Consider the following 22997-nt stretch of genomic DNA (forward strand, 5'->3'; position numbering starts at 1 on the left):
ATGACCTCCTTCATTTGACCATTTTTTACTCTTCTAATTTTCTTATTTTTCCTCACATTACTTCTTTACGTTCAGTTTAGGCAGAATAGATTCTACCTCAACATGAGGGCGAGGGATTACATGTACAGATACCAGTTCACCAACTGCACCTGCCGCTGCTGCGCCTGCATCTGTTGCTGCCTTTACAGCGCCAACGTCGCCGCGTACCATAACTGTTACCAGACCGCCGCCAACATGTTCTTTGCCAATCAGTGTAACGTTTGCTGCTTTTACCATTGCGTCCGCCGCTTCAATAGAGCCAACCAAACCTTTTGTTTCTACCATACCAAGTGCCTGTAAGTTTGCCATAATCTTTTCCTCCTAATATTTTTATCATAGAAATATTGTCTGTTTATCCTATAGATACATCCATTGTCCAAAAACAGATGCACATAACTTATGATTCTGATATTAAATCAATTGCTCTTTGCACGAAGCTTTGCAATCACCGCTTTTGTGATAGCTTCGATATCTGCCTCGCTAAGATCTTCTTTTACTTCACAACAAGCGTCTGCACATTCTGTTACTGTTTCACCACGTAAATCTTCCATTTCACACAGACCATATGCCACTCGGCGAATATTGATCAGATTCATTGGTGTAACATTATCGGAAGTCGCACTGCCACCTACTGCACCACAGCCTAAAGTCAATGCAGGGGCAATTCCTGTAGTAGCACCAACACCACCCAGAGCACCCGGAGTGTTTACCAAAATTCTGGAAATAGGTTTTTTCAGCGCAAACTCTCTAACGACATCTTTATTCTGAGTATGCAGTGTCATTGTGTGGCCAGCACCTTCATTTTTAAGGATACGAATAGAAAGATCACATGCTTCTTCCCAACCATCTACTACGTAAAATGCAATGATAGGGCACAGTTTTTCTCTGGAATAAGGATTTTTCTTATTCACATTCGCTGCATACTGTCTTGAAATCAGCAGTTTTGTTCCATATGGAATAGTAATACCAGCCATTGCAGCAATGTTTTCTGCTGTTTTACCTACGACTTTGGGATTCATTGTGCCATTTGCACGAAGCAGGAAACTGGACAGCTGCTCAGACTGCTGATCCGTCAGAAAATAACCGCCCTGATTCTTTAATTCAGCTTCCACCTTATCTGCAATTTCTTTTTCTGTAACGATAGACTGCTCAGAAGCACAAATTGTACCATTGTCAAAAGTTTTAGATGCCATAATACGACGAACTGCTGCAGGAATATCCGCTGTGCGTTCAATGTAAGAAGGACCATTACCCGGGCCTACGCCTAACGCAGGATTACCAGACGAATAAGCAGCTTTTACCATCGCTTCGCCGCCTGTAGCCAGAATGATGCTTACATCAGGATGTTTTAAAAGAGTATCTGTAGCCTGAACTGTAGTAAGGCTAACGCAGTTTACTGTCCCTTCAGGAGCACCTGCGGCTTCAGCAGCTTCTTTAATTACTTTGTATGTTTCCAAAATGCTATTTTTAGCACCGGGATGTGGGCTAATTACAATGGAATTACCTGCTTTGATGGAAATGATACTTTTGTACATCGTAGTGGATGTAGGGTTTGTGGAAGGAATCAACGCAGCCACTACACCCATGGGGACACCAATTTCCATAATCCCCTTTTCCTTATCTTCTCTTAACAAACCTACTGTTTTCATATCTTTTACATAATCCCAGGTAATCTGGCTTCCCAGTTTATTTTTGAGCACCTTATCTTCCCATCGCCCAAAACCAGTTTCCTGAGCAGCCATTTTTGCCAGTCTTTCTCCATGCTTCATACAAGCATCCGCGATTGCCTGGCAGATGGCATCCAGTTTTTCCTGAGTAAATGTGCTCAGTTCCTGTTCAGCTTTCTTAGCACTCGCCACCAGATTTCTCACTTCCTGAATGGATTGCAAATCACGATCCAATGTCAATATATTCACGTCCTTTCTTTGCATTGTCTTTATTAATACGCCATAGGATTGCCAGCAATCTGACAAACTGTTTCTCCAAATGCTTCGCAAGCAGCCTTACAAGCAGCTTGGCTTCCCACAAGAAGCCCTCCGGAGAAATTTGTTTCTGTTGGAGGTCCATAATAAACCTTCAATTCAACGTCTGCTGCTTTTAGCGCCGCATCCAAACCTACGGTCGCTTCCAAAGGTGGTGCAATCAGATATACCATAGCCGTCCCTTCTTCTACCTTCGCCTGTTCTGATAAGTAGGAACCAGTTCGAGATATGCAATGGGCATAATAAACTACTGTTTCATCTTCGTTTGCGGTATAAAAATGTGCATCATTTTCTATAAGAGAAATTGCCGCTTCCAAACCACTTCTCACTTCTTCCGGATTTGGGCCAGCGATAATTCCAATAAACTCTCCTGCCAAAGCCGTATTCGCATTGGCAGATCCTGCGTACATGCTCTTAGCATAAACCACAGAAACATTCGCCTTTTTTGTCGCTTCATCCAAAGCTGTATAGGAAACATCATCACAATCTGTTGTAAATACTCCAAGACTGCGATCCCCTTCCTGAACACCCAAATGCTTTAGCAGCATACTGTCTGCATTAGGAATAATACGAACACTGAGCACTTGTGTATTTAACGGTTTTCCGATCATACCCGCCTCCTATTTTTTCAAATCCAGCCCACTCGCCTTCTGCTCTAACATAAGCTGCAAAAGATCCACAATATATGCACCCGCTTCAACTGCCGGCACGCCATTTTTATGGATGTTGGATACCACTGTACGCCTTGCTTCCGGCATGCCGACTTCCGCGCGATAAGTGATATATGCACTCATGCTTTCTGCTGTAGCCAGACCGGGACGCTCACCGATAAAAGAGCATACGATTTTTGCATCCAAAAGCTCAGATATACGATCCTGCGCGCCAACTCTGCCAAACTTTACAAACACCGGCGTCCCTACTGTAATGCCTTTTTCCTGCAAGCCATCCATCACAACCGGAAGAATACGGGCTGCATTTGCTTCAATGGCTGTGGAAGAAAGGCCATCACTTACAATAATCTGCACATCAGGATGAGGTTTGCATTTTTCAACGATATTTTTTTTCATATCATCACTGAAATCTCTTCCCAAATCAGGTCTTGTAAGAAATTCGTTCTTATCAGAGCATTTTGTTACCAATGGCAGCAGCCCAAGCTGTGCCACCAGTTCTTCGGATACGTCCATCATAACTGCATCCCTAGCAGCTGCATGATCCGCACGCAAGGCAAGCATAGTCTTGGTTTTTAACCTAGGACCAGATTTACCCACCCCAATTCGGGCGATCGTTTTCGTCATCATACGACGCAAGGCATCTGGATCTTCAGGTTTTTCCAACAGAGGTTCGTTATTATCTTTTTCCTCTGCGGATTGAAGATCTGCGGCATCGATATTTTTCTTTATCACCTCTACCGCACAATCCGTTTTTCTGCTTCCTTTTATCCCAGAGCCTCCTACTGCAACTTTAGAGCTCATCTCAAAATCAAAATTTTTCCCATCTTGTTTTTGCTGCATCTGAACAATAATTTCTTCAGCGATACGGTCGATTTCCGCCTTACCAAGCATATCATCACCGTCCTTTCTTCATAAAAATTGTAGGATCTCCGGCTCTGCTGGTCAGTCTGCCATTTTCCATGATCCCCATTTTTTCAAGCCAACGCTCAAAAGCGGGAATAGGACGGAGACCCAAGATCTCACGAACTGCATTGATGTCGTGATATGCATTGGTCTGATAGTTCAGCATGATATCGTCGCTTGAAGGTACCCCCAAAATGTAATTGATACCAGCACTCCCCAAAAGAAGCGCCAAATTTTCAATATCATTCTGATCAGCCATCATGTGATTGGTATAACAGCAGTCACACCCCATAGGCAGCCCCGACAATTTCGCCATGAAATGATCTTCCAGACCTGCTCGCGTCACTTGCTTGGAATCATACAGGTATTCTGGACCAATAAAGCCAACTACTGTATTAACCATAAATGGCTGAAAAGGACGGGCAAACGCATAGCATCTTGCTTCCATCGTAACCTGATCGGCTCCCCAGTGGGCGTCTGAAGATAATTCGCTCCCCTGCCCTGTTTCAAAATAAAGTACATTAGGCCCTGCTGCAGTTCCCTGTGTGCGCAAAAGTTCCTGCGCCTCTCTTACTGTTTCTGCCGAAAAACCAAATGCTCTGTTACCTTTTTCGCTACCTGCAATCGACTGGAAGATCATGTCACAGGGAGCACCACGTTTTACTGCCTCAATCTGGTCATTAATATGTCCTAAGACACAAATCTGCGTAGGAATTTCAAAAGTATTTTTTACTTCATCAAATCTCTTCAAAACCTCGCTTAAGCTGGAAACGGTATCATTTACCGGGTTCAGCCCGATAAGTACATCCCCGCAACCATAAGAAAGACCTTCAAACAAAGATGCTGTGATCCCCTCCACATTATCTGTAGGGTGATTAGGCTGAAGTCTGGTGCCCATAATGCCTCTTTCACCTACAGTCGTATTACAGGTAGCAATGACCCTGATTTTCTGAGACACATATATCAGGTCGAGGTTTGTCATGAGTTTGCAAACCGCTGCAATCATTTCTGCTGTCAGTCCTTTGGAAATGCGGTGAATACTGGCATTATCTGCCTTATAGGAAAGAAGCCATTCTCTTAATTCACTCACTGTCCAGTTCTGAATTTCCTGATAGATTTTTTGATTTAGACCATCAACATTCAGTCTAGTTACTTCATCTTCTTCATAAGAGACAACAGGGTTTTCATAAAGTTCTTTCAGTGTCATTCCTGCCAAAACATCTTTCGCTGCAATTCGTTCAATATCTGACTTCGCTGCTACCCCAGCAAGAATATCACCAGACTTATGCTCCCCTGCTTTCGCTAAAACCTCTTTAACGGAATCAAAGACAAAATGTTGTCCGGATAAAATTGTACTGTATTTCATATATCCCTCCTACTTACTGCATTCGTTTCACATCTTTTAGCCAAAAATCAGCGTTTTTACAATGACTGGTATCACAAGACCATTCATAATTGGACGTCCAAAATCAACAAAATTATTCTGTTGAACCTTTATCGCATCCACAGAAACCACTGGTCGTCTACCCCGCAGCTGCTGCTTCATCAATTGTCCCAGCGCCTTAGCGATATCTTCTTTTACAATGATAATCAGTGGATCTTTTTCTCGAAGAACAGGTTCCATCCCTTCTATCAAGGTTTCTGCCAAAAGTTTTAGCTCCTGATAATCTGGATTCGACCGACCCTCTAATGCTAGAACCATCTGTTCACTATCGTTCTGAGAAAGGAACCATCTTGCCTTATTCTCTAAAAATCTTCTATTACCAATCCAACACTGCTCTTCCTCATTATCAGTCAGTTTCAACACTGGAATATTTTTCATAGGAAATAGTCCATCGGAATATGCAATAGTGCTTCCAGAAATAGTAGTTGTATAATTCCCAGCGCCAATAACCGTAGCTCGAATCGTTTGAGCAGCATCAATCACTTTAAAAGCATGGAAAAGATTTCCCCGTCGAATGGCTTCACCCAAAAGTACACCAATATCTCCGTAGGCAAAACTATCTTGACCTGTGTGATAAATGCAGTCTGCCACGCCACCAGAAAAACAGATATACTGAATCGGTCTATCAGGTATTCTCTGAAACTGCTGCGAACCGGCTGTTCGTACTTCTTTCAAAAGGTATGTCTCTTCTTCCAATCCAAGCATCTGCTCCAGAATTTGGCTCATCCCATCGCAAAGTTTTTCCAGCATTTCTTTAGAAGGGACCTCACCAACTTTTAAGTCTGCACGGAATGCTTTGGCAATTTTAGTAGCACTAGAGCTTATGTAATTAATTTTCCCTGATCGATCTATTGTCACTTGGCGTCCACCAATGTCCAAACAACCTCTGGCACGGACCTCTCCGCTGTCAAAAAGGACTACATTGGTTGTTCCTCCACCAATATCCAAATTTACAACGACCGCACCATTTTCTTCAGAAAATTGCTGCGCACCACTTCCTTGACCTGCAATCACAGATTCCAGATCCGGGCCTGCAGTAGATACCACAAAATCTCCTGCAAAATGGCTCATTTTTCCTAAAACCATTCTGGCATTTTCTTTTCTGGCCGATTCTCCAGTTATAATTACAGCACCAGTTTCTACCTGCGAGCCCTTCACGCCAGCGAGGTTATACTCCTTTTCAACAATTTGTTCCAATGTATCTCCATCGATTAAAGATGCATCAATCATAGGAGTTCGATAAATCGGGCTTTGATAAACCACTTTTTTATCAATGATAGATATAGAAGGAACCGAAAAATATCCTGCTGTATTTTCAACCGTTAATTCACTAAAAATTACCTGAGAAGTTGACGTTCCAATATCAATCCCTACACTTAACATAGTTTTATTATCCAAGATCCTCCTCCTTTCCCCAAAAGACAAAAAAAGCCCAGAACAAGAATAGAATTATTCTTGCTCTGAGCCTTATTGCTGCCACATCACACCCTATTGTGCGATGAAATATTTAATTATTATTTATCAGTATAAGTCATAAAACCAGTTGTGTCAACTATCTCTGCCCAAGTTTTAAAGGCTCTCTTTTCTGGTTTCATCAATTATCAAGTTCTTTCTCTTGCTGCTTACCACGATTACTATTTCATAACAAATTTGAGTTGATTGTATTCATACACAATTTATTATAATATCAGTTGCTCTGCAGTTCAATCAGAAATATTCAATGTCATACTAAGATTAATTATTTATTGTTTTTTCTCTCACCATCCCCTTGCCACAGGATCCAGCATGTCTGCCGCTGTGTAAAGCAAGGCATTACAAACGGCTGCCGCAATATTACTCCCCCCCTTACGTCCTCTGGCAACGATTACAGGCACACTATATTTTTCACAGATTTCGATCAATCGTTCCTTACTATCCACTACATTCACAAAACCAACTGGAACCCCAATGACTAATGCAGGGCGCAGACCGTTCTCCATCAATTCACACAGTTTAAGCAGTGCCGTAGGTGCATTGCCCACTGCAAAGACCGCCGCTGGATATAGTTCCGCCGATTTTTCCATAGAAGCTGCAGCCCGGGTACTCCCCGTTTCTTTTGCTTTTGCAGCCACCTCGTCATCTGCCATAAAACAATATACCGCTCCGTCCAGTTTCTGCAAAGCCACTTTACTGATTCCTGCTTTTGCCATATTGGTATCTGTAACAATCACAGCATTTTCTTTTAGAGCTTTTGCTGTCATTTTCACCGCACCTTTTGAAAAATACAGATTTTCCACGTATTCAAAATCCGCCGTTGTATGAATGACCCTTTTTACCACTGCCGCGTTTTCTTCAGGCAATACGATCCCTTTTTCCTGCAGTTCTGCTTCAATGATCGCCATACTGGTCTTTTCAATATCCGCAGGCTGACTATGTTTCTGGTTCAAAATACCACACCCCTTCTTGCTTTGATCCCCTTCTGAAAGGGGTGTTTCTGACACTTCATTTCCGTACAGTAATCTGCCATTCCAATCATCCATTCGGCAGGCACTCGGCCTGTCAATACCAGCTCCTGCTTCGCAGGTTTTTCCAACACTGCTTTCTGCAGTAGTTCTCTGTCTATCATTTCTTTCTGCCAGACCGCACAGACTTCATCCAAAATCAGTACATCTGCATCTTCCTTCACGGCCGCCTGAAGGTTTTCCGTCTGCATCTTTTTTGTAGCAGCCTTTTCTTCTTCCGTCATCCCTGAAAGGAATTTATCTCCGCACTTACCACGATAAACTTTTGCTCCCAGCTGCTCCAGAAGGTAAATTTCACCCGTAGCACTATTTTTCAGAAACTGCACGATCACGACCTTTTTACCAGCATGAATTGCCCGCAGAACAAGCCCCATGGCCGCAGTGGTTTTCCCTTTCCCGTCGCCATAATAAAGATGTATCAATCCCAGTTCCGTCATTTTCTCACCATCCCCATACAGGCATAGATCGCATCCATATCCAATGTGGCGCGCACGCCTTCCGCCAGTTTATCATACTGTTCTTCCCGATAGGCATTATAATCCAGTGCTTCTGCCTGTTCATAGGAAATGCCTTTTCTATTACATAACCATTGAGCCAGTTTTTCCGTCAGTTCTCCACTGTCAAAGAGACCATGAAGATAGGTGCCAAAAACATTGCCGTTTACACAACCATCAGCTTTTCCGCCAGAAAAATGGCAGAACGCTTCCCCTTCTACCTTCGTCTGCCCATTATGAATTTCATATCCTTCCAATCTGGCTCCGCAGAATGGTTCTGCATCAACAACAGCAGATACTCTTGTTCTGATTTTCTCCCCTGCGAATACAGTATCTATCGGCAAAAGTGCCATTCCTCGCACTTCACCCCCATCTTCCACACCATCAGGATCGGAAAGAGTTCTGCCAAGCATCTGATAGCCGCCACAAACCCCCAGTACAGGAGTCCCCTTTGTCGCCAGTTTCTGCACCGCGGCCTCCAAACCATTCTGGCGCATCCACAAAAGATCTGCCATAGTGCTTTTTGTGCCAGGCAGGATAATCAGATCTGGTTTCCCCAGCTCTCTTACCTGTTTCACATAACGCACTCCCAAAATAACATGCGCATCCAAAGGTGCAAAATCCGTAAAGTTTGAAATTTTCGGCAGACGAATCACCGCCACATCCAAAGGCTTTTTTCCTTCTTTCTGCAGCAGACAGGGAGCAAGAGAATCCTCATCATCTACATCCACCTGAAGATAGGGCACGACACCCAAAACAGGGATATTTGTCTTTTCCTTCAGCATGGAAAATCCTGGCTTGAGAATAGAAACATCGCCCCGGAATTTATTGATGATGAGGCCTTTGATGCGGTCTACTTCTTCCTTTTCCAGCAAAGCAACGGTGCCGTACAATTGGGCAAAAACCCCGCCTCTGTCAATATCGCCCGCCAGTAAAACCGGTGCATCCACCAGTTTCGCCAGACCCATATTGACGATATCATCGTCTTTCAGATTGATCTCTGCAGGACTGCCAGCCCCTTCAATGACGATAATATCATTTTCCTCTGCAAGAGAATCATAGGCTTCCAGAATGTCAGGAATCAGAGATTTCTTCATCTTGAAATAAGAAACTGCCGACATCTGCCCTCTGACTTCCCCATTAACGATGACCTGACTCCCTGTATCGCTGCTGGGTTTCAGCAAAATAGGGTTCATCCGTACATCCGGCTCAATGCCTGCCGCCTGTGCCTGCATCACCTGGGCACGACCCATTTCCAGTCCAGCGGCTGTCACATAACTATTCAGGGCCATATTCTGACTTTTGAAGGGAGCAACTTTATAGCCATCCTGTCTGAAAATACGACATAAAGCGGCACAAAGAAGGCTTTTCCCTGCACCGGACATGGTCCCCTGTATCATAATGGCTTTTGCTTTTTTCATGAAAGCACCTCCTTCAGTGCCAGAATCAGTCGTTCGTTTTCCGCATGAGTACGCACAGCAATGCGGAACCATGTGTCATCCAGCCCTTTATAATTGCCGCAGCTGCGAAGGAGAATCCCCTTTTCACGCATAGGCTGCACCAGTTCCTTTTTGCTTTGAAATAAAACATAATTCGCTTCGCCGTCGATCACACGCAAACCAAAGCCTCTCAGTTCTTCTTTCAGCCAGAATCGTTCTTTCTGAATCAGGTTTCTGACCTGTTCCACATAAGCATCTTCCTTTAACGCTGCCAGACCTGCTGCCTGCGCCAAGGAAGAAACCGCCCAAGGCTGTCCTGCCTGCCGCATTTTTCCTAGCAATTTTTCATCCGAACACAGGCAATACCCCAGTCGTATCCCAGCCATGGCATACATCTTTGTAAATGCCTTCAAAATCAACAGATTTGGATACTCTGCCAGCTCCATTTTCAAAGTATGCTCCTGCGGTTCATCCAGAAAATCATTAAAACACTCATCCAGAACCAGAATGACACCGACTTCTCTGCATTTTTCCAATATTTCCAGAAGGAACTTCCTGTCTGTCGTTACCCCTGTGGGGTTATTGGGTTCGCAGAGGAATACCATATCTGTATCCTTCGTGATATATTCCAGAAAATCCTCATTCAAACGAAAATCCCATTCCGACTGCAGAATGTAATGTTCTGTTTGACAACCCACTGTATCTAATGCCTGTTCATACTCCGCAAAACAAGGGGCTGTCAGCAGGGCTTTTTTCGGTTTTACCGCCGCAGCCACACGGAAAATCAAGTCTGCCGCACCATTCCCACAAAGGCAGCAAGTTTCGGAAACATTCTCTTTTTCTGCTATGGCAGCCGTCAGTTCTCTGCACAAAGGATCGGGATATCTGTCTGCCATGGGAATTGCTTCCGTAATGGCTTTCTGTATCCTTTCAGGCAGTCCCAGAGGGCTGATATTCGCCGAAAAATCCAAAGGCTGACAGCCATATTCCGCCTGATACCCCGCCCAGTCACCGCCATGGGTAAGGAGTTTCTTTTTTTCCATGTTTTCACCTCAATTTCAAAAAAACAGCGTCCGAATCACCAGGCCGACAGCCAGAGAAAGAAATCCTGCCCCGTACAGCATGCGGTTCGCTCGGAGGATGTCCTTTGGCTCCATAGGTCGCAGAGCATCCCCGATATAAGGCTTTTCATATTTCTTCCCGAAGTAATAAGCAGGACCTGCCAGCTGAATACCCAAAGCCCCTGCACAGGCAGATTCTGTCTGGGCAGAATTGGGGCTGGCATGGTTTCGGCAATCCCGCCGCCAGATCTTCCATGCATGTTTCCCATCAAAGCCCGTTACTGCCGCCGATAAGATCCAGAACAGTGCTGCAATCCTTGACGGCAGATAATTTGCTGCATCGTCCAGTTTCGCCGCCATTCTGCCGAAATAAAGATATTTCTCATTTTTATACCCCACCATGCTGTCCATGGTATTGATGGATTTATAGATCATTGCCAGAGGTGCACCACCGATGAGCATATAATATAACGGCGCCAGAACCCCATCAGAAAAGTTTTCCGCCACTGTTTCCACCGCCGCTTTTGTCACGCCTTCTTCCGTCAGTTCTGCTGTATCCCGCCCAACAATACGAGAGACCGCCTTTCTGGCTGCGGGTAAATCTTCTTTTTCCAGTTCCAGATAAACCTTCCTGCTTTCCTGAGCCAGACCTTTCATGGCCAGTGCCTGCCAACACCAAAAAGTCTGCAGGAGAAAACCAAACACAGGGTTGATACGATATGCAATCAAACACACACCGCCGAAAAACACCAGCGAACCAACAGGCAGTACCACCGCAAGGATACACCCTGCTATAAATTCACCTTTTTCCGTTTTGGGAAAGCACGGACGAAGAAAGGCTTCCAGTTTCGTAATAGCTTTACCCATATAGACCACAGGATGAGGCATCCATGCAGGATCACCCAGCAAGAAATCCAGTAAAAATCCAAATAAGACTGCATATTTGATCATTTCTGCACCTCATTTTTCGTGTACTGCACATTCCCCACATACTGCATGGTGTGAGAAGTACTCCATTCCTCTTTCGTTGTTTCCAGAACATATCCCCCTGCATTAGGGCCGCACCAGTGGTAGTAATCCATTTTGGGCAAGGCATACTGCTCCATCAGTGCCATCTGTGTACCGCCATGGGCAAGGATCACCAGTTTCTTCTCCTCCTTCACAAAGGCTTCCTGCATCAGTCTTTCAAATACGGCACAGGTGCGTTCCGTAAATTCTCTGCGGGTTTCACCACCGGGACAGCGACCCATGCAGTCCTCCCCAACCCATGCAAGGTAGTCGGGGTCTTTTTCCATTTCTATGTAATTTCTTCCTTCAAAAATGCCGAAGCACATTTCTCGCAGATCATATTCCACAATCCGTTTACTATCAGGAAATAAAATCTCCGCCGTTTCCGTCGCACGACACAAAGGGGAAACATAAACCATTTCAGGAGAAATATCTGCCTGTCGCAGTTCAGTCCTGCCTTTTTCAGAAAGAGGAATATCTCTCGTTCCCTGATAGCGTTTATCTATGTTATATTCTGTTTCTCCATGGCGTAAAAGATAAATCTTCATCTTACAGCCTTCCTTTCAAAACCAGAGGGAGTCCGTAGAAAACACGGACAACGGTTTCCGCCCGTTCTGCCAGCAAACAGTTCAGTCTGCCTGCCAGTTCCCGCTTTGCTCTCTCCTCTGCATCTATGGGAACGACACCGCTGCCAACTTCCGTAGCGATCACAACTTTGTACTGTGAAAGCTTATCCGCCAGTGTCGTCATGTTTTCTTCTGTCATATCTGCCCATACCATGTCCTGCACATGTTCTGCAAGGTCTTCTTCCCCGCAGCCAAGGCTCTCCATGGCAAAGGCTTTTTTTCCGCTAAATAGCGGTCCAATCACAAAAATCATAGTTTTGCCTCCAAAAGCTGGCAAATCACCAGTGCCGCCAGCATCCAGATTTCCGCCCGCTGCAGGAACCACCCTGCCAGATCGCCGGAAATACCGCCAAATTCCTTTTTCGAAACAATATAATAGTGCCAAAATACCGCCAGTGCCACAAAAATCATTGCTGCACCGTTCCAACCGCCGAATTTCACCAGCCAGATCATCAGAAATCCCGTCAGAAACAGCAGGATTTCTTTTACTCTTTTTTTATCCGCTGCCGATGCAAAGGTATGAGCCAGTCCCGTGTTCTTTGCCAAAGGGAAGGATGCAACCGCCAGACCAGATAAGGCTCTGGAAAGGACGAATCCCAGTCCCATACAAAGAAGCCCTTTCTCCGCCGGCTGAAAACTACAGCATAGAGCAAACCACAGCACAAAATACATACACAGACGGATCACTGCAAAGGCCCCACAATGAGGATCCTTCAGAATTTTCTGCTTTTTTTCCATATCTCCATAACTGGAACGCGCATCACAGGTATCGGCATAGCCATCCAGATGGATACCGCCCGTCAGCCATACAGGAAGCAAACAGAAACCCGCCGCCCGAAAAATCAATGGAAATGCCAGTTTTTCCGCCAATGCCGACCATCCAAACCAAGCCACTCCGCAAACCACGCCCACCAGTGGAAAAGCACACAGGGCATAGCGCATATTTTTTTCATTCCAGATAGGTTGAGGAACAGGAACCGCTGAAAACATAGCGAAAGCCACTGCAATGGTTTCAAATACCCATTTCAATCCCGTTCGCCTCCTTTGTAATACACAGGTACACCGCAGACCACTTCACAGACTGCATCTGCCTTCGCCGCCAGTGTCCGATTGATGTCTGCCAAAAGTTTCAGATAAGCAAGGGTATCCCCTTCATACTGCGCACCACCGCCAAAAACATCATTGGAAACAATCACAAGATCATCGCATTGTTCCAGTAAAGCATCTACCCCTGCCAGAATAGCATCATAGGCATCCGCTCCTGCCCCCTTAGGGCTGTATCTCTCATTGGCTGCCAGATTACCCATGCATTCCAGCAGGACTGCACCTTTTTCTGCCAGTTTCACAGATGAAAGATTCGTAAAGCACTCCACCGTTTCAAAGGCTTTTTCCTTTCGCTGTATACGGTGTTTTTCGATCCGCTGCCTGCATTCATCGTCAAAGGGCTCCATAGTCGCAATATAAGTACGGCGTTTCTCGCGGTATTTCAATATCAATTCTTCCGCATAGGCACTTTTGCCTGATGCCGCACCGCCAATCACCAAAGTAAACATCATCATCCCTCCTGTGGTGTATAGGCATCAATGCCGCATTCCGAAAAGGTATAACTATCCCGATATACCGCAAGTGCCATATCCAGCAAAGGCATGGCCGCCACCGCTCCTGTGCCCTCTCCCAGCCTCATCCCAGCGGTGAGAAGGGGCAGTTTGCCCAGTTCCTTCAGCAGAAGTTCGCCTGCAGGCTCTGCAGAAACATGGCTGGCAAAGATTGCCTGTTTGGCCAGAGGGCAAAGCCGTACTGCGCACAATGCTGCCACAGAACTGATGAACCCATCCATCAGCACAGGCACACCATAAACCGCACCACCCAGAAATACACCGCACATAGCGGCAAGATCGAAACCGCCTACCTTTGTCAGTACATCCAGAGGATCGTTTCTGTCAGGATAATTTTGCAAAATCCCTTTTTCAATGGCGCTGATTTTTCTTTTCAGCCCTTTATCGGAAAGCCCAGCTCCTCTGCCTGCCAGCTCTGAGGGCTCTTTTTCCAGAAGCACACAGGCAACTGCTGTAGCTGTTGTGGTATTTCCGATACCTGCCTCTCCCGTTGCCAGAAGAGAAATCCCTTTTCCCTTTTGCATTCGCACCAGTTCCATACCTACAAAAATAGCCTGTGCCGCCTGTTCCCTTGTCATGGCCGCACCTTCGGTAAAATCTGCTGTACCATTACCCACTCTGCAGGAATGAACATAATCCATACCATGGAAATCCTTTACGCCCATATCCACAGGAATAACATTACAATGGGCAATTTCCGCCATCTTACAGACTGCAGTCTGTCCCTTCGCCAATCCACACAGGATATTGGTGGTCACACTGCTGTCGCTCTGGCTGACCCCTTGTGCCACTACGCCGTTATCAGCACAGAACACCAGCAGTGCCTTTTTAGAAAGATCAAATTCTGCCTTTCCTGTCAGTGCAGCTATTTCCGTAATGACTGTTTCCAGATGTCCCAGACTGCCCAGAGGATGGGCACAGTTTTCCCATCTTGCCTGCGCCTGTTTTCCAGCCGTTTCCGAAGCAGGGGGAATACTATTCAGATTTTCCTTGATGAGGGCTTCATAATGATTCATGATTATTCTCTTTTCTTCGTTTTTCCATAGCTGCAACGAAACGCTGCACCAGTTTCTCATTCCCCGCAAAATATAGATGGGGGAACCCTGCATATAAAGTTTCATTGGCAAAACCGCACTGCCAGCTGCGTCCGCTGATGGGCTTTACCATCGTGAATGCTTCTCCTTTTTCCGTGGTGTCCCAATAATGGAATTCGTGGATAGGGACAGTTTCGCCCGTTCGAAACAGCATACTGTCTGCATTCGCTCTCAATTCCGCGTAGCCAAACCGCACCAGTTTTTCCGTTTTCACACCATTCACAGGCAGAACGCCTGCCATGCGATGAAATACCCCCTCTGCGTCCTGCAAAGTCTGACACAGATACAGAAAACCGCCGCATTCCGCTACCGTTGGCAGTCCATTTTCTACTGCAGTTCGGATAGTATTTCGCATCACTTCATTCTCAGATAACCTTTTCGCATACAATTCGGGATAACCACCTGGCAGATATAAACCATCTATATTCTTCGGCAAGCAATTGTCATGCAAAGGGCTGAAATATACGATTTCTACTCCTGCTTTTTGCAGTATATCCAGTGTTTCCTCGTATAAAAAACAGAATGCTTCGTCTTTTGCCACCGCCAGACGAACATAACTTTCTCTCTTTTCTTCCGCTCTATTTTCCAAAATATTTTCTTCAAACTGACAGACATACAGAAGTTTTTCCAGATCCACACTTTTTTCCATCTGCTCTGCCAGTTTTTCGATTCTCGCAGCCAGATCATCAATCTCCGCCGCTGTATATAAACCTAAATGGCGGCTTTCAAAGGCCGCTTCCTCCATATGAGGCAAATAGCCAAATACAGGCAATCCTGTTTCCTTTTCCAGCATAGGTGCAAGGCTCTGATACAGCATAGGAGAACAGTCATTCATCAAAATTCCTGCAATATGATGAGGCACACGGAAGTCACAAAGACCTTTCACCTGTGCCGCCAGTGTCAGGCTTGTCCCTTTTGGACGAAGCACCAGAAGAACAGGTAAATGGAGTGTATCTGCCACATGATAGGCGCTGGCACGATCCGTCAAGCCGCCCAGACCATCATAATATCCCATAACGCCTTCTACGATCATCGCATCCTTTCCTGCACTGTACGTTTCAAACAGATTCCGCACCGCTTCCTCAGTAGAAAGAAACAGATCCAGATTATGGCTTTCCACCCCCAGAACGGAACGATGGAACATGGGGTCGATATAATCAGGTCCGCACTTGAAGGCACATACCTTCTTTCCTCTTTTCTGCAGTGCTGCCAATAGGGCACAGGTCACCGCCGTTTTGCCGCTGCCGGAAGCCGCCGCTGTAATGAGTAATTTATTCATGGCAGCCTCCTGTGATGAGAAATACGGGATTATTTGCCATCAGAAGATGCAGATCACCTATCGCCTTTGTCTTGCTGACGCTGATCTGTGTCACATAAGGCTCCATGCCGTATTTTTTCAGCGTTTCCACTGCCGCTGTCAGGGTTTCCACAGCAATAGCAGAAATGCAGATACGGACTGCAGGATTTTTCTCCAGCGCCAGTTTGATGACTGTATCCATTTCCCCTTTTGTGCCGCCGATAAATACTGCCTGTGGTATGGGCAGGTCTATCAACGCTTGAGGCGCTTTACCTTCTATTACAGAAAGATTCCACGCACCGATTTTTTCTTTGTTTTTCTGGATCAGGTCACAGCCTTCCGGATTATATTCCACTGCATAGACCCATCCTCTGGATGCTGCCAACGCCAGTTCCACACTGACACTGCCTGTCCCTGCACCAACATCCCAGATGATATCTTCCGGCTGCACTGCCAGTTTCGCCAGAATATTCGCACGCACTTCCCGCTTCGTCATAGGCACATTGCCGCGAATGAACATATCATCGGGCAATCCTGCACCACGAACCTTTCTTTCCGGGATTTTTTCTGTTAAAAGCACGGAAAGTGTTGCAAATTCTTTCTTTGCCAATGCTTCTGCTGTACCGCATGTAATTTTTTCATCAGGATAGGAAAGATTTTCACCCACGATCACCTGCAAACCACCCAGCCCCGCTTCCGTCAGCTGTCTGCAAATGGCCGCAGGTGTCCATGTGCCTCCCGTCAGGAAGAAGGCTTCTTTCCCTTCCATTACTGCATGGATGGCATTGCAATCCACCCCATGGGCAGAAACCAGATGCCATTCCTGCCAGGGCCTGCCCAATCTTGCTGCCAGGAGCTGCACACTGGAAATGCCAGGCAATACTTTCACGGAAAAACCATCTAACATCGTCAAAAGTTTTTTCGTACCGGAATAAAAACCTGTGTCCCCGCTAAAAATCACACAAACATACTCCACACCGCTGTCTTTAATAATTTCCAGAATTTCTTCCGCCTTCACTGCAGCTTTTCGATTTCCCGTGCAGCTTTCCGGCAGATGTTCCAGCAGGCGCTTCGCACCAATGATGAGATCCGCCTGCTGCAGCGCAGACATACATTCTGCTGTTATGGTTTCTACTGTCCCGCCGCCTAAAGCTGTTAAAATCACCTGCATCTCATCATCTCCTCACACACCTCAATAATTTCCTCATAGGATTTTCCGTCTTCTTCCGGACGGCGGATAATGACCACCTGCACGCCTTTGTTTTTTGCCGCTTCTATTTTCTCAGAAAAGCCACCGACTTTTCCCCCATCTTTCGTTACCATATAATTTATGTTGAATTGTCCCATCAGGGCTTCATTCAGTTCCTGACCGAAAGGCCCCTGCATGGCAATGATATTCCTTCTGGGAATCTGCTCCGTTTCGCAGACTGTCAGGTTTTCCGCCATAGGCAGAATCCTCGGATAGAGCCGCTCCCGTTCCAGAGAGGCAAACGCAGACAGTTCCTTCGTTCCTGTTGTCAGAAGGATGTTTCCCTCTGTATCCTTCAGAAATTCCGCCGCCTGTAATGCAGAAAAAACATAAACCGCACCTGCCACAGCATCGCTTTCTTCTCTCAGAAGGCGAAGGTAAGGAATACCCGCACCTTCACAGGCAGCCTTTATGTTTTTCGTCACTTCTACCGCATAAGGGTGTGTTGCATCAATGCAGATATCCTGTTTACGCAGAAGTTCCTTAATCTGAAAAATATCCTTTCTACCCTCCAGAACAGTAATGTTTTCAAGCTCTCCCTGCTCTTCCGTACCATAGGCTGTTGCAACGCAAACTGTTATCTCAGCCCCTTTTTCCGCCAAAGCATAGGAAAGATTTCTGCCCTCTGTGGTTCCTCCAAAAATCAGGATCTGCATTTTCTCTCATACCCCCGTGGTGTTACCATCCAGCCAGAAAGATTTTTCGTACTTTCCGCCCCAATAAATACTGTGGTAAACATATCTACCGTCTCTTCCCTCAATTCCTGCAGAGAAAGGAGTTTTTTCTTCTGCCCCTCCCTGCCAATATTTCTTGTCCAGCCACAGACAGTTTCGGGAGATTTCCCAGCCGAAAGCAAAATGTCACAGGCTTTTTTCAGATAATCCGCACGCTTTTTAGAAGAAGGGTTATAAAGACAAACTGCAAAATCCCCCTCCGCCGCACAACGCAGGCGTTTTTCAATCATTTCCCAGGGTGTTAGCAGATCGGACAGGGAAACGACGCAAAAATCATGCCCTAAAGGCGCACCTAATAATGCACCGCCAGACAATGCCGCCGTTACCCCTGCGACCACTTCGATCTCTACATCAGGGTAATCCTCCACCAACTGCAGCACCAGACCAGCCATACCATATACCCCTGCGTCACCGCTGCAAATCATAGCGACAGTCTTTCCAGCCTGTGCCCTTTCCAGAGCCCAGAGACATCGTTCCTTTTCCTGCATCATGGGTGTGGTATAGGTTTCTTTTTCTGCGAACAGTTCTCTTACTAATTCAATATAAACTGTATATCCGCACAACACGTCCGCCTGCGCCATCGCCTGCATGGCTTCCGCTGTCATATATTCCACACCGCCGGGACCGATCCCCACGATAAATACTTTATTCATCCTGCCACCTCCAGTTCGGCTGAAAAGGACGCAATGCCAATGCCATGGTCACGCCGTTGCCCACAAATTTTTTCTGATATAATACGCCGCCGCCCAAAACGGCACTTCTTTCACATACATTATCTACACCTGTAATGCTTTTCACAAAGGCAGAGGGTGTAAAGTCCCCTTCTGCCTGCTGCAGTTCTTCCACCGTATAGGTAACAAAGGGAAATCCATGATTTTCACAGAATTTCAGTAAGCCCGTTTCCTCTTTTTTCAAATCAATGCTGGCAACCATACAAATGGATTTCTCATGGATATCTGCCTGTTCCAAAAAAGCGACAAAAGTTTCCTCGATATTCTCCATAGGCGTACCTTTTCTGCAGCCAATGCCCAAAACGGCAATTCTCGGAATGAGATGCAGCGCATCTTCTTTTTTTGGGGAAATGCTCAGGCAAACATCATATATCTCGTCATCCACAAAAATCACATATTCAGGGGGTTCTCCTGTAATTTCCCATTCGCTTCTGATGCGAATTTCTTTCCCAGCCAGCAATTTTCCCGAAACAGTCTTGATTTTATGGATATGATCCAAATGACAATTCTGTCGTTTCGCCCACTCATCTACGGCAAACACACCATTGATATCTGTTGCCGTTGTGATGACAGGCAAAGCACCGCAAACTGTTCCGATTTTTCTCGCCAGATCATTTCCGCCGCCTAAATGTCCCGCAAGGATAGGAATGGCATATTTTCCGCACTCATCCACCACAATGACCGCAGGATCTGTTACCTTGCTTTTCAGAAAAGGAGCAATAGCACGAACGGCAATGCCTGCCGCCCCCACGAAAATCAACCCATCTGCCTCGTGAAAATATTTTTCTGTCCAGCCAGAAAGACTATAATTTACATTGCACCTTTCGACTGTGCCACCGAAACTCTCCGCTATTTTGTTTGCAATCTGTGTCCCCTTTTCTGTAAAGGAAAGATATGCCAGTTTCATCTGGAAGTCCCCTCTCGAAATTCCGTTGTAAAGGTTGGATCATAGAGTTTACTGCGCTCATAACTGCTCTGCAGAAAATCCCCCACTAAAATCAATGCTGTTTTTCGAACGCCTGCTTCCGCCGCACTTTTCGCCAGTGTGCCCACTGTACAGTACAGCACTTTTTCTTCAGGCCATGTTGCCTTATATACGATCGCTGCAGGAGTCTCCTTCGTATAGGCCCCTTGCAGCAGTTCCTGTTCTACTTCTTCCAATAATCCTGCTGATAAAAACAGCACCATCGTCGCCCCATGCTCTGCCAGCTTGGACAATCTTTCCCCTTCCGGCACAGGGGTACGACCAGCCATACGGGTAATGATGACGCTCTGACTGACACCGGGCAGAGTATATTCCCCGCGGATAGCCGCTGCTGCACCGCAGAAACTGGAAACGCCGGGGATATCATCATAGGCAATGCCCAATTCATCCAGAAGATCCATCTGTTCCCGAATGGCACCATACAGACATGGGTCACCTGTATGCAGCCGCAGAGTCGTTTTTCCTTCCGCTTCTGCGTTTTTCATCACTTCGATGACCTGTTCCAGCGTCATTTCCGCACTGTTATAGATTTTACAGTTTTCCCTGCACATGCCCAGAAGGACAGGGTTCACCAGACTGCCGGCATAGATGACCACATCTGCCTGTTTCAGATACTCCGCACCTCGTACTGTAATTAAATCAGGCGCACCGGGGCCTGCTCCCACAAAATGTACCATTTTACTTTTCTCCCTTCTGTGCCCAATTTCCTAATAATTTTTCTGCCGCTTTGGTTCTTCCCAGTTCTCCGTACACATTGGAGAACAGAACAGCACCCACGCTGTATTTTCCATTGGCTCTGCGATCCAGATGCTTCTGAATGGCATTCAGAAGACTTTCCCTTACTGCATCCCAAAGTTTATTTTCCATCAATACTTCAATGCAGGCATCCGTCGTTGCTGCATCCATCAGTTTTTCGCACAATGCCCTGTCTGCACCGCAGATGGCTGCATGGGTACAAAAAAGTTCCGTTCTGCAGTCGCCCCATTTGCTATGGGTATTCATGATGCCGCCGGCCAGTTTGATCAGTTTGCCTACATGGCCAACCAGAAGTACCTCCTGCATCTTTTCTGCACCGCAGGCATCCAGCAGTTCCCCGATGAAATTAGAGCAGACCACCACAGGCACATCTTTCGTTCCCGCAAAGGCATTTTCCTGCAGGAAGGTCATACCGTAATTCCCCGGTGTCAGGATCACCTGACGGGGATTGGTCAATGCCGCCTGATGGAGTTCTATTTTTTTCGTTTCGATCAGAGCCTGTATGCTCATGGGTTCTACGATACCCGATGTTCCGATAATGGAAATACCGCCGACGATCCCTAGATTGGGATTAAAGGTCTTTTTCGCTATTTCTTCTCCATTAGGAACAGAAATCGTTACTTTCAGATTTGGTTTTTCCTCCAGCACCTCGCAGACCGCTTCCACCGCTGTTTTTATCATTTCCCTCGGTACACGGTTGATCGCTGCCGCCCCAACAGGCTGATCCAGACCTGCCTTTGTCACCCTGCCGACACCTGCACCGCCATCAATAACAATGCCTGTTTCTGCCATTTTCGTTACTTCCGCAAAAACAGGCAGATTTGCTGTTACATCAATATCGTCCCCTGCATCCTTGATAACGGCACAACGAGCCACACCATTTTCCAAAGAACATTCCTGGGGTACCACTTCCACAGGGATGCCCTTCGGCGTCATGAGCCGTACTGTTTTCGGTACAGTTCCTGTCAGAAGCAGTTCCGTTGCAGCCGCTGCTGCCAATGCCGCACAGGTACCTGTGGTATAACCACAGCGCAGACGCTTGCCACCCGTTTCAATATAATGAGCGAACTTTGGTTGTTCCTCTCTGCAAAAAAATGCTCTGTATTCCTCCTGCTCCAGATCATACAGCTGGCAGATATATTCCTCTGTCAGTACATCTTTGGGTGGGCCGCTCTTTTCAATTTTCCCATCCTTTACGCAGAGTACCCTGTCAGAGATTTTTTTCGCCAGTTCCAATTCGTGCAAAGAAAGAAGGATGGCTGTGTTCTTCTTTTTTGCCATTCGTTTCAGAATGGACAGCAATTCCAGCTTATATTTGATATCCAGAAAACTGGTGGGTTCATCCAGCACGATGATCGTCGGTTCCTGACAGATTGCCCTTGCAAGAAGCACCCTCTGTCTTTGTCCGTCACTGATGGCATTGAAATCCACATCCTGCAATTCCAGTATATGTACCAGTTCCATAGCTTCCGTCACTTTTTGTTTATCTACCTCCGAAAGAATGCCCAGTCTGCCCGTATAAGGATACCGCCCTGCGGAAACCACATCCCAACAGGTCATACGATCTGTTTTCTGATGCATAGTCAGCACCAATGCCATCTCTTGTGCAATTTCCTTCCCGGAAAGGGTCTGCATAGATTCTCCCAACAGAAAAACCGACCCGTTCACAGGGGCAAGCTGTGCCGCGATGGTTTTCAGTAAAGTGGATTTACCACTGCCATTGGGGCCAATCAGTGTCAGAATTTCTCCGGCACACAGTTCAATTTCTGCCCCATGCACCACCGCATAGCCATGGTAACCCGCTGATAATTTTTTCGTTTTAATGATATTCATCTCTTTCATATCAGCGCTCCTTCTGCCGTTTCATCAATATATAAATGACTACTGGCGCACCAAATACCGCCGTAACGGAGCTGATGCTCACCTCTGTCGGCGCAAAAACCGTACGGGCGATCAAATCACAGAACAGACAGCACACCGCACCGCCCAGAAAACAACCGGGAATCACCAGAATGGGTTTCGATGTACCCAAAAGACTTTTTATCAGATGAGGCACTGCAATACCAACAAAGGAAATAGGGCCTGCAAAGGCTGTGACGCAGGCAGAAAGGAGCCCTGAAAGCAAAATCAGACAGATACAGAATGCTTTCGTATTCACACCAACACTTCTTGCATAGTCTTCCCCCTGCTGATAGGCAAAAATGGGCTTAGACATCAGGAATGCCCCCAGAACTGAAGCCAGAACCACCAAAGACATTCCTTTCAGATTATCCCAGTTCATGCCGGAAAAACTGCCCATAGACCAGTTATGGAGATTGACGATATCCGCATCGCTGGCAAAGGTCACCACAATATCCGTAATAGCAG

The 22997-nt window shown here is 46.2% G+C and carries 24 protein-coding genes; all 24 read right to left on the bottom strand.

The genetic code is table 11. The annotated features are described in order from the left end of the window. Positions 1-57 precede the first annotated feature (57 nt). Entirely contained in the window at positions 58-348 is a 291-nt protein-coding gene (locus tag IJ369_RS03280; RefSeq protein WP_290715948.1) for a BMC domain-containing protein, read from the bottom strand. Positions 349-455: 107 nt separating this feature from the next. Then, positions 456-1970: an acetaldehyde dehydrogenase (acetylating) gene (locus IJ369_RS03285; protein WP_442859661.1), complete on the bottom strand. Its 1515-nt coding sequence runs from the start codon at positions 1968-1970 to the stop codon at positions 456-458. 8 nt (positions 1971-1978) lie between these two features. Further along, entirely contained in the window at positions 1979-2632 is a 654-nt protein-coding gene (gene eutL / locus IJ369_RS03290; RefSeq protein ID WP_290715953.1) for an ethanolamine utilization microcompartment protein EutL, read from the bottom strand. 9 nt (positions 2633-2641) lie between these two features. Then, positions 2642-3583 carry an ethanolamine ammonia-lyase subunit EutC gene (eutC, locus tag IJ369_RS03295; RefSeq protein ID WP_290715956.1) on the bottom strand — a complete coding sequence of 314 codons (942 nt, stop codon included), beginning with the start codon at positions 3581-3583 and terminating at the stop codon, positions 2642-2644. Positions 3584-3587: 4 nt separating this feature from the next. Further along, a complete protein-coding gene (locus IJ369_RS03300; protein WP_290715958.1) occupies positions 3588-4961 on the bottom strand; it encodes an ethanolamine ammonia-lyase subunit EutB in 1374 nt (457 codons plus the stop codon). Positions 4962-4997: 36 nt separating this feature from the next. Then, positions 4998-6437 (bottom strand): ethanolamine ammonia-lyase reactivating factor EutA, encoded by a 1440-nt coding sequence (eutA, locus tag IJ369_RS03305; RefSeq protein ID WP_290715960.1) that lies wholly within the window; start codon positions 6435-6437, stop codon positions 4998-5000. Positions 6438-6796: 359 nt separating this feature from the next. Continuing rightward, complete coding sequence (locus IJ369_RS03310; protein WP_334298189.1) at positions 6797-7468, bottom strand: precorrin-8X methylmutase; 672 nt, start codon at positions 7466-7468, stop codon at positions 6797-6799. Then, a complete protein-coding gene (locus tag IJ369_RS03315; protein ID WP_290715965.1) occupies positions 7462-7977 on the bottom strand; it encodes a cob(I)yrinic acid a,c-diamide adenosyltransferase in 516 nt (171 codons plus the stop codon). The genes IJ369_RS03310 and IJ369_RS03315 overlap by 7 nt, the downstream gene beginning before the upstream one ends. Beyond that, a complete protein-coding gene (locus tag IJ369_RS03320; protein WP_290715968.1) occupies positions 7974-9455 on the bottom strand; it encodes a cobyric acid synthase in 1482 nt (493 codons plus the stop codon). Before IJ369_RS03320 ends, IJ369_RS03315 begins: the two co-directional genes overlap by 4 nt. Next, complete coding sequence (gene cobD / locus IJ369_RS03325; RefSeq protein ID WP_290715970.1) at positions 9452-10516, bottom strand: threonine-phosphate decarboxylase CobD; 1065 nt, start codon at positions 10514-10516, stop codon at positions 9452-9454. Before cobD ends, IJ369_RS03320 begins: the two co-directional genes overlap by 4 nt. 15 nt (positions 10517-10531) lie before the next feature. Next, entirely contained in the window at positions 10532-11485 is a 954-nt protein-coding gene (cbiB, locus tag IJ369_RS03330; protein WP_290715972.1) for an adenosylcobinamide-phosphate synthase CbiB, read from the bottom strand. Next, positions 11482-12090, bottom strand: coding sequence for a histidine phosphatase family protein (locus IJ369_RS03335; RefSeq protein ID WP_290715975.1), 609 nt, complete (start codon positions 12088-12090; stop codon positions 11482-11484). Before IJ369_RS03335 ends, cbiB begins: the two co-directional genes overlap by 4 nt. A gap of 1 nt (position 12091) precedes the next feature. After that, complete coding sequence (locus tag IJ369_RS03340) at positions 12092-12421, bottom strand: bifunctional adenosylcobinamide kinase/adenosylcobinamide-phosphate guanylyltransferase (protein WP_290715976.1); 330 nt, start codon at positions 12419-12421, stop codon at positions 12092-12094. After that, on the bottom strand, positions 12418-13197 hold the full coding sequence (locus IJ369_RS03345) for an adenosylcobinamide-GDP ribazoletransferase (protein ID WP_330612913.1): 780 nt from the start codon (positions 13195-13197) through the stop codon (positions 12418-12420). The genes IJ369_RS03340 and IJ369_RS03345 overlap by 4 nt, the downstream gene beginning before the upstream one ends. Further along, the gene (locus tag IJ369_RS03350; protein WP_290715979.1) at positions 13194-13721 is read right to left on the bottom strand and encodes a bifunctional adenosylcobinamide kinase/adenosylcobinamide-phosphate guanylyltransferase; all 528 of its coding nucleotides are present in this window, start codon (positions 13719-13721) and stop codon (positions 13194-13196) included. The genes IJ369_RS03345 and IJ369_RS03350 overlap by 4 nt, the downstream gene beginning before the upstream one ends. Before the next feature lie 2 nt (positions 13722-13723). Further along, on the bottom strand, positions 13724-14800 hold the full coding sequence (gene cobT, locus IJ369_RS03355) for a nicotinate-nucleotide--dimethylbenzimidazole phosphoribosyltransferase (RefSeq protein ID WP_290715981.1): 1077 nt from the start codon (positions 14798-14800) through the stop codon (positions 13724-13726). Further along, on the bottom strand, positions 14787-16157 hold the full coding sequence (locus tag IJ369_RS03360) for a cobyrinate a,c-diamide synthase (protein WP_290715984.1): 1371 nt from the start codon (positions 16155-16157) through the stop codon (positions 14787-14789). The genes cobT and IJ369_RS03360 overlap by 14 nt, the downstream gene beginning before the upstream one ends. Continuing rightward, positions 16150-17346 (bottom strand): precorrin-6y C5,15-methyltransferase (decarboxylating) subunit CbiE, encoded by a 1197-nt coding sequence (cbiE, locus tag IJ369_RS03365; RefSeq protein WP_290715987.1) that lies wholly within the window; start codon positions 17344-17346, stop codon positions 16150-16152. Before cbiE ends, IJ369_RS03360 begins: the two co-directional genes overlap by 8 nt. Then, a complete protein-coding gene (gene cobK / locus IJ369_RS03370; protein WP_290715990.1) occupies positions 17337-18080 on the bottom strand; it encodes a precorrin-6A reductase in 744 nt (247 codons plus the stop codon). The genes cbiE and cobK overlap by 10 nt, the downstream gene beginning before the upstream one ends. Next, on the bottom strand, positions 18068-18811 hold the full coding sequence (gene cobJ, locus IJ369_RS03375; protein WP_290715992.1) for a precorrin-3B C(17)-methyltransferase: 744 nt from the start codon (positions 18809-18811) through the stop codon (positions 18068-18070). The genes cobK and cobJ overlap by 13 nt, the downstream gene beginning before the upstream one ends. Then, entirely contained in the window at positions 18804-19796 is a 993-nt protein-coding gene (locus IJ369_RS03380) for a cobalt-precorrin 5A hydrolase (RefSeq protein ID WP_290715994.1), read from the bottom strand. The genes cobJ and IJ369_RS03380 overlap by 8 nt, the downstream gene beginning before the upstream one ends. Continuing rightward, complete coding sequence (gene cobM / locus IJ369_RS03385) at positions 19793-20551, bottom strand: precorrin-4 C(11)-methyltransferase (protein WP_290715996.1); 759 nt, start codon at positions 20549-20551, stop codon at positions 19793-19795. The genes IJ369_RS03380 and cobM overlap by 4 nt, the downstream gene beginning before the upstream one ends. A 1-nt stretch (position 20552) precedes the next feature. Beyond that, a complete protein-coding gene (gene cbiD / locus IJ369_RS03390) occupies positions 20553-22472 on the bottom strand; it encodes a cobalt-precorrin-5B (C(1))-methyltransferase CbiD (RefSeq protein WP_290715998.1) in 1920 nt (639 codons plus the stop codon). Between the two features lies 1 nt (position 22473). Next, a partial coding sequence (locus tag IJ369_RS03395) for a FecCD family ABC transporter permease (protein ID WP_290716000.1) occupies positions 22474-22997 on the bottom strand: 524 nt, incomplete at its 5' end.

It is taken from the genome of Anaerotignum sp. (assembly GCF_017483025.1).
Lineage (GTDB): Bacteria > Bacillota > Clostridia > Lachnospirales > Anaerotignaceae > Anaerotignum_A.

Coding starts and splice junctions, on each gene's coding strand:
- IJ369_RS03380 (WP_290715994.1), bottom strand. CDS start 19,796: ATGAAACTGGCATATCTTTCCTTTACAGAAAAGGGGACACAGATTGCA.
- IJ369_RS03350 (WP_290715979.1), bottom strand. CDS start 13,721: ATGTTTACTTTGGTGATTGGCGGTGCGGCATCAGGCAAAAGTGCCTAT.
- eutL (WP_290715953.1), bottom strand. CDS start 2,632: ATGATCGGAAAACCGTTAAATACACAAGTGCTCAGTGTTCGTATTATT.
- IJ369_RS03315 (WP_290715965.1), bottom strand. CDS start 7,977: ATGACGGAACTGGGATTGATACATCTTTATTATGGCGACGGGAAAGGG.
- eutC (WP_290715956.1), bottom strand. CDS start 3,583: ATGCTTGGTAAGGCGGAAATCGACCGTATCGCTGAAGAAATTATTGTT.
- IJ369_RS03300 (WP_290715958.1), bottom strand. CDS start 4,961: ATGAAATACAGTACAATTTTATCCGGACAACATTTTGTCTTTGATTCC.
- cbiE (WP_290715987.1), bottom strand. CDS start 17,346: ATGCAGGTGATTTTAACAGCTTTAGGCGGCGGGACAGTAGAAACCATA.
- cbiD (WP_290715998.1), bottom strand. CDS start 22,472: ATGAAAGAGATGAATATCATTAAAACGAAAAAATTATCAGCGGGTTAC.
- cobD (WP_290715970.1), bottom strand. CDS start 10,516: ATGGAAAAAAAGAAACTCCTTACCCATGGCGGTGACTGGGCGGGGTAT.
- IJ369_RS03360 (WP_290715984.1), bottom strand. CDS start 16,157: ATGAATAAATTACTCATTACAGCGGCGGCTTCCGGCAGCGGCAAAACG.
- IJ369_RS03285 (WP_442859661.1), bottom strand. CDS start 1,970: ATGCAAAGAAAGGACGTGAATATATTGACATTGGATCGTGATTTGCAA.
- cobJ (WP_290715992.1), bottom strand. CDS start 18,811: ATGAATAAAGTATTTATCGTGGGGATCGGTCCCGGCGGTGTGGAATAT.
- cobK (WP_290715990.1), bottom strand. CDS start 18,080: ATGCAGATCCTGATTTTTGGAGGAACCACAGAGGGCAGAAATCTTTCC.
- cobM (WP_290715996.1), bottom strand. CDS start 20,551: ATGGTACATTTTGTGGGAGCAGGCCCCGGTGCGCCTGATTTAATTACA.
- IJ369_RS03280 (WP_290715948.1), bottom strand. CDS start 348: ATGGCAAACTTACAGGCACTTGGTATGGTAGAAACAAAAGGTTTGGTT.
- IJ369_RS03340 (WP_290715976.1), bottom strand. CDS start 12,421: ATGATTTTTGTGATTGGACCGCTATTTAGCGGAAAAAAAGCCTTTGCC.
- cbiB (WP_290715972.1), bottom strand. CDS start 11,485: ATGATCAAATATGCAGTCTTATTTGGATTTTTACTGGATTTCTTGCTG.
- cobT (WP_290715981.1), bottom strand. CDS start 14,800: ATGAATCATTATGAAGCCCTCATCAAGGAAAATCTGAATAGTATTCCC.
- IJ369_RS03335 (WP_290715975.1), bottom strand. CDS start 12,090: ATGAAGATTTATCTTTTACGCCATGGAGAAACAGAATATAACATAGAT.
- IJ369_RS03320 (WP_290715968.1), bottom strand. CDS start 9,455: ATGAAAAAAGCAAAAGCCATTATGATACAGGGGACCATGTCCGGTGCA.